Origin of the sequence: Hoyosella levis, from assembly GCF_026008515.1 — a bacterium.
Taxonomy (GTDB): domain Bacteria; phylum Actinomycetota; class Actinomycetes; order Mycobacteriales; family Mycobacteriaceae; genus Lolliginicoccus; species Lolliginicoccus levis.
Genome location: NZ_BQYM01000007.1, coordinates 219,332 through 227,138 on the forward strand (window position 1 = coordinate 219,332; position 7,807 = coordinate 227,138).

General features: G+C 65.2%; 7 protein-coding genes. 6 read left to right on the forward strand and 1 reads right to left on the reverse strand.

Features of this window, described 5'->3' with window-relative positions; translation table 11 throughout:
- Positions 1 to 93 precede the first annotated feature (93 nt).
- The 6 genes from QC765_RS09745 to QC765_RS09770 all read left to right on the forward strand — a co-directional run bounded on the left by QC765_RS09745 (position 94) and on the right by QC765_RS09770 (position 6,889).
- Entirely contained in the window at positions 94 to 660 is a 567-nt protein-coding gene (locus QC765_RS09745; RefSeq protein WP_278314235.1) for a DUF3558 family protein, read from the forward strand.
- Between the two features lie 209 nt (positions 661 to 869).
- Positions 870 to 1,445 carry a DUF3558 family protein gene (locus QC765_RS09750; RefSeq protein ID WP_278314236.1) on the forward strand — a complete coding sequence of 192 codons (576 nt, stop codon included), beginning with the start codon at positions 870 to 872 and terminating at the stop codon, positions 1,443 to 1,445.
- Positions 1,446 to 1,475: 30 nt separating this feature from the next.
- Positions 1,476 to 3,287 (forward strand): hypothetical protein, encoded by a 1,812-nt coding sequence (locus QC765_RS09755; protein WP_278314237.1) that lies wholly within the window; start codon positions 1,476 to 1,478, stop codon positions 3,285 to 3,287.
- 226 nt (positions 3,288 to 3,513) lie between these two features.
- Positions 3,514 to 3,870, forward strand: a complete 357-nt coding sequence (locus tag QC765_RS09760) for a hypothetical protein (RefSeq protein ID WP_278314238.1) — start codon at positions 3,514 to 3,516, stop codon at positions 3,868 to 3,870.
- On the forward strand, positions 3,867 to 6,161 hold the full coding sequence (locus tag QC765_RS09765; RefSeq protein ID WP_278314239.1) for a TPR repeat domain-containing protein: 2,295 nt from the start codon (positions 3,867 to 3,869) through the stop codon (positions 6,159 to 6,161). The genes QC765_RS09760 and QC765_RS09765 overlap by 4 nt, the downstream gene beginning before the upstream one ends.
- Positions 6,158 to 6,889 (forward strand): hypothetical protein, encoded by a 732-nt coding sequence (locus QC765_RS09770; protein WP_278314240.1) that lies wholly within the window; start codon positions 6,158 to 6,160, stop codon positions 6,887 to 6,889. The genes QC765_RS09765 and QC765_RS09770 overlap by 4 nt, the downstream gene beginning before the upstream one ends.
- A gap of 176 nt (positions 6,890 to 7,065) precedes the next feature.
- Here QC765_RS09770 and QC765_RS09775 read toward each other — a convergent pair.
- Positions 7,066 to 7,807 (reverse strand): GmrSD restriction endonuclease domain-containing protein (locus QC765_RS09775; RefSeq protein WP_278314241.1); only part of this gene is annotated, 742 nt, incomplete at its 5' end.

Here is a 7,807-nt window from a genome sequence, read left to right on the forward strand (position 1 = left end):
GACGCAGTCCACAGTGGAGTGATGGAACCATCGTCGCTCGGGTTGCGTCCTACTTCCCAAGGCGATTGCTGGCGACGACCAAAGGGGATGGGCATGCGGGGAGCGGCGGCGGGGTTGGTTCTGGCTGCGGGGCTGCTGGTGGGGTGCGGCCTGCCTGTTGCCACCGAGGGTGGCGGGGAGGCGACGACCATCGCTGCCACCCCGACCGCGCCGCAGCGCCCGCCCGCGCTGTTCGATCCGTGCACCGATATCCCCGACGAGGCGCTGGAAGCGGTGGATGTGGAGCGGGACTCGCAGTACATGAGCCTGTACGGGACGGTGAAGCTGTCGGGGGAGCACTGGGATGACCACCGGGAGTGCGCGTGGCGGGGCGAGGATCATCGCATCTTCATTGTCTCGGAGATGCGCTCGCTTGATGAGGTGCGCCAACGACCCATCGCCTCGGTCGTCACCGACGTGGTGATCAATGGTCGTGCCGGGATCCGCAGCAACCTCGACTCGTGCGGGGCGCGGTTGTGCGCGGAGATCGCGCTGCCCACGGGGGAGGGCACGGTGTGGGTGAACCTGAGGTTGTCGCCCCTCGGGGACCGTTCGCTGCATGCTAACGAGGAGGTCATCCGCTACACGACCCTGCTCGAGCCCTATCTGCCTGCCCGCTAGCCACGAGCTAAAGCGCCGCGCGGCTCCTTACCTGGGAGTCTGCTGGTCATTGGCACGAGGCACGCCGCGACACGAGGCCGGAAGCGTGACTTCTGCTAGCAGATCACCTTGTCATTGTGGTGCAACCCACAATCGCGCGGGGAACCATCGGTGTGATGAGTGCGTCCAACTCTTCAACGAATTGATTGATCAGAAGCAGGGGGACAGGCATGCGGGGAGTGGTGGCGGGAGCGGGCTTGGTTGTGGCGGGAGTGCTCGTGCTGGCGGGCTGCGGCCTGCCTGTCGCCACCGAGTTCGAGGGGGAGGCGACGACGATCGCTGCCACCCCGACCGGGCCCGTGCGCCCGCCCGCGCTGTTCGACCCTTGCACCGACATCCCCGACGAGGCGCTGGAAGCGGTGGATGTGGAGCGGGACTCGCAGTATATGAGCATCTATGGCAATGCCAAGATCTCCGGAGAGCACTGGGATGATCACCGCGAGTGCGCCTGGTGGGGCGAGGACCATCGCATCTGGATCGCCTCGGAGATGCGCTCGCTCGACGAGGTGCGCGAGCGCCCTATCGCCTCGGAAATCACCGAGGTGGTAATCAACGGGCGTGCCGGGATACGTAGCAACCTCAAGTCGTGCGGGGCGCGGGTTTGCGCGGAGATCGCCCTGCCCGCTGGCGACGGCACGGTGTGGGTGAACCTGAACCTCGCATCGCGGGGGGACAAGTCGTTGCACGCCAACGAGGAGGTCATCCGCTACACCACGATCCTCGAGCCCTATCTGCCCGCCCGCTAGCCACACCACCACGACCCCAGGGGAACCACCATGTCCTCACCGATCACCACCGCCGGGGGCCTGCTCGAGCTCGACCCGGCCTCGATCGACCGCGCCATCGCCGCCTGCGAGCAGCTTGGCACCGATCTTGCCGATGTCCAGCGCAACCGCATCCGCACTTTTCCCTCGGCTAGCCTGCGGCTGGGCACCCTGCCCTCGGGCCAGGCCCTGGCCGGAGCCTACGGATCCCTGTGGGACGGCGGGGAGGCCTCCCTCGATGGCATCGTCACCTCCCACATCGCCATCGCCGAGGCGATGGCGAAGACCCTGGGCTCGGCGCGCGACCAGCTGAGCGGCACTGATGCCGACGCCGCCGCGGCGCTCGCCGCCCTCGAGTCGCTTGCCAAGCAGGGGGGCACCGGTGCGGTGCTGGCCAAGAGCCTGCTGCCCAGCACTGACGTTGCGAGCACCGACACGAACGGGCCGATCGAGTCGCTTGCCAAGCAGGGCGGCACCAGCGCGGTGCTGGCCAAGAGCCTGCTAGCTGCTGCGGCGGCGGTGTTCAACCTCAGTCCGCGCTCGCCGGGCTACCACGCCTTGCCGGTGGCGGTCACCGAGCCGTTCGCGGCGATGGGGCATGCCGAGATCGCCGCGGCCGCCACAGCGCTGGCCGCCGACCTCGACAGCCTGATGAACTTCGCGGACTCGTGGAAGCTCGCTGCCACGGGCCTCACAGACGCTGCCGAGGATGCCGCGGCGGGACTGCGCGTGCTGCCTGCCGGGCTGTCCGGCGAGCTTGCCGATCGGATGATCACCGCGATCGAGGACCACCTGGTCAACCTCGCCACCCTGGGAGCGGTGGCGACTGAAATCGGCGGCAAGCTCGACACCGCGGTTCAGGGATTGTCGGACGCGGCTCGGGCAGTGCCGGATGTACCAGTGATGAGCACCGCCGAAGTCGCGGACCCGACAGGAGCATCGCAGGCGCAGCTGGCCGCCGAGCATCAGGCGGCCCTGGAGCTGGCGCGGGATGCGATGGAGCTGCGCTACCGCCCAGTAGTCCACGATGCCGCGGACCGGGTGCCGCTGCTGCCTCCAGCAGAGGTGCCCACTACCGGCAGCGCGGCGCGCATCGCGTCGGGCGGTCCCTCGGAAGGCGGCATTGCGGCAACGAGCGCGGGGGAGCCGGGACCTGGCGGGGCCGGAAGCGATGCGTCCAGCAGAGGCCAGGCCGCCGCGTATACGGGCAGCAGCCTGGCTGCCAGTGCAGGGCGGGACGCCACCGAGCCGAGCTATTCGGGCCAGCACGGCGAGCCGACCACCCTTCCGGCCGGGACACAACCCGCGGGCCTGGCCACGGCTAGTGGCGAGGCCCCCGCATCCCCGAGGCCAGGCATCGGTGCAGGGTCAGGCAGTGGTCCGGGAGCGGACGGCGCTCGTCTCGCGGGCCCCAGCGGTCAACCCGGTGCCTCAGGCCCGGGCGGGATGTACGGACCTGGTGGCTCAATAGCAGGTGGAGCGGCATCCGGTGGGGCACCGCGCGGTAGCGCGCCCGGCAGTGCTCCGGGCAGCGGACGACCACCTGCCAGCAGTGGCGGGGCGCCGAGGCTGCCCGGGGGAACCCTCCCCCCAGCCACCGGCACCGCCACCACCGCACCCAGCGCTCCAGGCACAAATGCCCGTTCGATGATGGGCGGCATGGCTCCGATGGCACCGATGGCAGGTGGAGGCGCCGCTGGGGGCCAGGGGCACACCCCGGCGTCGTACCTGACATCCAAGCGCAATGGCCGTGCACTGATCGGGGACCTGCCACGCACGCCGCGAGGCATTATCAGCGGTTCCGACGAAATATTCGAGAAGTAGCCCGGGCAAAAGGCCCGCAAACGCCTATGAAACGCAACAAATAGTGCTCGGGATCAGGGCAAATCGTTGAGATTCATAGGCGTTTGCCGCGAGGCCCGCGGGACCACAGGGCGAAAGACCCGCAGCAGTCACCACCGACAAGCAGTGACAGACGCCACAAGGTCCGACGGAACCAATCGCAGCGCGAGCGCGTCCAATCTCTTGTGTCAAAAAGGGGGGATCTATTGTGACCGCGCCATTGCATGGGGAGGAGCGCCGCCCCGCTGCCGCTGAGGGCAGTGCAGGCGTGCTGCACGTCGAACCGGAATTCCTGCGGCTGGTTGCTGGCAGGTTCCGTGACCATGCGACCACGGTCGAGGGTCTCGACCCAGCGGCTGGGCTGGGTGCTCTCGCGGCGGATCTGCCCGGGGCATCGAGCGCGGCGTCCGTGCCGTATGCGGCGGCGTTGATCGACCAGGCGATCCAGGTCGTCGCGGACAGGGCGAACGCGTTGGGCGACCTGGCGCACGGCACGGCGGAGGACTACGACCTTACTGAGGCTCAGTTCACTGCGGATCTCGGCGCGTTTGGTGGTGGCTCATGATCACTCGTACCGCCGTGATGCAGTGGCGCACGGACTCGATCACCCGCCACGCCGAATCAATCGACGCAGCCGGTGGCGCGCTGTTCAGCAGCGGCAAGACCATGAATGCTGAGTTCGCGCAGCTCACCGAGGCCTGGGTGGGGGATGCCAGCGTCGCGGCGGGGGAGCGCGCGGGCAGCGAATGGCAGCAGACCCGCACGATCGCGACGATGATCGAGGACGTCGCCGACGACATCAAGCGTGCCCATTTCACGCTCGGTTCGACATGCGCTGCCCTGCAGGATCTCGTTCGCGAGATCGACGCGCAGCCCGCGACGGTCACTGATTCCTGGCAGGTCCAGGCGCGCGCGGATGTCGACGAGGGTGTGGTCACCGCCTGGCAGACCCGGATCAATCATCTCGTCGGTGATCTCACTGCCCAGGACCATGCTCTCGCGGCACGGCTTGACGCGTTCATCGACGAGTTCGGGCGTGCCATACCGCAGAACTCGGGACATGAGCCAGGAGACGGTGCCAGGCTTGGCGATGCGCTCGCTGCGGCCATCACCACCAACATCCCCTACGACAGCATCTATGGGCGCATCCCCATCGAGCTTGCTCAGAGCATCGGCGAGCACCTCGAGGAGGTGGGTCTCACGCCCCGGCAGCTGGAGGCTCTCGCCGCGGGCGAGCCTGTCGCAGCTTCGCCTGACCAACTGATGTTCATGAAGAACTTCGTCGAGCACGCGGGCATGAACGGAATCCTTGCGCTTAGCAGGCACTACGCTGATGAGGGAACGGAGCAGAGCGCAGCGCACCAGACCGCGCTGGCGAATACTCTCCTGGCAGTGTCGAACGAGAACATTGGCACCGGAATCGCAGGCGGTGAAGTCCGCGGCCCGGGAGGATTCGAGCAACTCCCGGACGATCTGCAGGAGCTCATTCATTGGAACCGCGATGCCGACCGCTATCCCAGCGGAAGCGAAATGACGGCGCTCCGGGACTTTGCCGGACTTCTCGAAACCTCGGATGCCACATATCGGCCGGGGGAGGAACTCGGCGCGCACCTTGTTGACCGGGCCGCGGATTTCCACGCGCTCGGATACGAGGCCGAGCATCATGTCCGCGAACCGAGGACAAACCCCTATCCCATGCGCGGTGAATACGACGGGATAGCGAATACCTTCACCGAGATCGGCACCCGCAACGAGGATTCCTCCGCCGCGATCCTCACCGGCATCTACAGCGATGGGCGCGAACTACCTAGATACGAACGCGATACCGCCGTCGGCTGGCTCCTCCTCGAAGGCGGCGAGCCAGCAGAAAAACTCATCGACTGGATCCAGGACGACGCGACATCACCCAACCTGGACACAGCGCAACGAACCGGGGAAGCAGCATTCGGCCTCGCGAGCGCCATCTCCTCCGACGACTCCGGAATCAACGGCAACAATCACGACGCATTCCTCAACCTGCCCGACCGCGACGGGCAACCCCTCGGTCAGCACGACCCGAGCATGACGCGCGCGATAGCGAACGCATTGACGTCGTACATCGCCAACATCGGACTCATCGAACCCGGATTGCTCACCACCCGGGGATTCTCGGACATGGTCGAAGAGGACTCCATGCGCCTGTTCTCCATCATCGACAGCAACCCAGAAGTGGCCAAAGATTGGAACGGCAGCGTTTACACGGCCATCAAGGAGATCGAGGATCGCTACGTCGCCAGCCTGCTTTACGAGGACAAGCCCTTGAACGCGCTCGGCCACCCGGTGGGCCTATTGCAAGAGTACGTCGTGGAGGGATACCTGAGGGAGGTTGATGACCGCAACGCCGACCGGCAGGAAGCTTCGGACGCGCAGCGCGCCGCTATCGAGCGAACAGGCACAATCACGGGCTCGGTATTGTCGTTCCTGCCCTACGCCGGGCCTGCCATGGGCGGGGCTACCGCCCTGCTGGCCGAGGGCTATTCCAGCCACAGCGTGCCCAACATCGAGCCGATGGATGCGGATACAGGAGCACGCTCCAAGCACGTCGATGCGCGCCACTACTACAATCTCATCGTGTCGCTCGATGCGCGAGGAGCGCTGGATGCCAACGAATACATCGACCAGTACCGCGGTGCCGATGGCGCGTTCCTGCCCTACGACGAGGCCATATCGGTCGACAACCCGCGGACGAGCGAAAGCGCGCGCGCTGTAGCGTTCGAGGATGATGTGTACCACGGACTCGAACAGCAGGGATTCGAGATTGACAAGTTCATTCTCATGATCAGGAAATCACAGGAAGATCTGAAGGTTCCGCAATGAAAATCCGGACTACTGATCGGCTTCCTGGCGCAGTTTGCGCAGGTCTAGCCGGTCTGCTGCTTGTAACCGGCTGCGCCGAGAAACAGAAGCTAGCTGAGCCGATATTTGATCACAAGTGTTTTTCGCTGATTTCTTCCTCTGCTGCATTGACCCATAATCTCGTTGGTTATTTGGAGGACACGGAAGGGCTCGATCAGTTTAATGGCGACTTCGCCAGCTACCTGGACGAATCGGGAAAGCTATTGCCGCTCGAGGAAGCGCTCGTGCGGAATAATCATCCGCAGGGTGGCTCGCGCGGCTACGCGAAGGTCGATGAAACCATGGCGCACTACCTGACCTCAGTAGGATTTCGCGACAGGCCGCTGCAATACGGGTTCTACGAGGCGATGCAGGAGACCCGCGACCGCGAGCAACTGCTCACCGATGACTACCTTCTGTATGCGATCGCAGAGATCGATGAAGCCCACAGGGCTGCAAGGCCGGAAACCTCAGCCGCGCTGCTGCCTGACTCGCCGATCCTGGATCCGTTCCGCGACGAGGATGGGCTGATCCCATACGAGGATGCGCTCGCGCTGGTCAAGCCCACCGATGATCCGGCGATCGGGCATGCGGCGTTGACGCGCATCCTGACCGAGTACTTCGTCACCCACGACATTCCGGTGGATGTGGTGATCGATACGTATCGGGACGTGACCAGCGACTGCATCGTTGAGCGGGTGGCGGAGTGAAGGGTGTTCGGTGCCGAACATGCGGTCGTTTGACCTACGCAATGGCTAGCTCAACGTGACATTCGGCCCGCCCCTCGCGGGCGCGGCGTCCGCAAACGCTAACGTGCTCGTCAGAGAGTGGATGACGCCTGCGCACCGATACTGCGCCTGGACGGTCAACAGCAGAATGCCCATGCTCACTCGCCCATCTGATACTCAAACGCTTGACGCACCAGGCCCATGATGTAGGTGAAGTCAGAGGACTCATCGAGGGTGACTTGGATGTTTCCATTTCCCCACTTGCCGAGGCCGGTGATGTCTTTCGCGAGGCCGCGCTCGTCGTGCAGGGCTTCGAACGGCATGTTCAACGTTAGGCGCATGCGGCTGACCTGGGGCACGATGTCAACGAAATTGGTCTCGGTCTTATAGGCGATGTAGAGCTTGAGAAAGTGCTCGGTGACGGCGGGATCAAGCCCTAGTACGTGGGACCGGAACTTCTCGAACAGCGCACGGCGCTGCGGCGGAAGCAAATAGGGGTGGTCCTCGACGGTGTAGCCGGTTTCCTCCCGCGGCTCCCGGAATGCTGTCAGTTCCTGCGCGCTCAGCGTGGGGCGGGGCCAGATGGTCACAGCCTTGGCGGCGAGCTGCGCGGCTCGGGCTTCGATGGTGTCGGCGTTCCAGGTTTCTATCTGGCCGAGGCCTGCGTTCAATCGCAGCGGGCTGTCCTTGAACCCGCCTTCCATGTCCCGCTTGTCGGCGAATGGCCGGTCGCTGTACTCGGAGTTGTAGCCGGTGAGGGTGAGATTGCCGAGGGTGTGGAGGTAGCGGGCCTGGACCTGCTGCCACTCGGGCCCCAGTACTTGGGACTGCTGCACGGATAGGTGACATCTGATCTGTGGTGCCGCAAGGCACTGCTGGAAGGATGTGCCCTGTGCCGAA

Excerpts from the sequence above, each read along its gene's own strand:
- QC765_RS09745 (WP_278314235.1), top strand. The coding sequence starts at position 94 with ATGCGGGGAGCGGCGGCGGGGTTGGTTCTGGCTGCGGGGCTGCTGGTG.
- QC765_RS09750 (WP_278314236.1), top strand. The coding sequence starts at position 870 with ATGCGGGGAGTGGTGGCGGGAGCGGGCTTGGTTGTGGCGGGAGTGCTC.
- QC765_RS09755 (WP_278314237.1), top strand. The coding sequence starts at position 1,476 with ATGTCCTCACCGATCACCACCGCCGGGGGCCTGCTCGAGCTCGACCCG.
- QC765_RS09765 (WP_278314239.1), top strand. The coding sequence starts at position 3,867 with ATGATCACTCGTACCGCCGTGATGCAGTGGCGCACGGACTCGATCACC.
- QC765_RS09770 (WP_278314240.1), top strand. The coding sequence starts at position 6,158 with ATGAAAATCCGGACTACTGATCGGCTTCCTGGCGCAGTTTGCGCAGGT.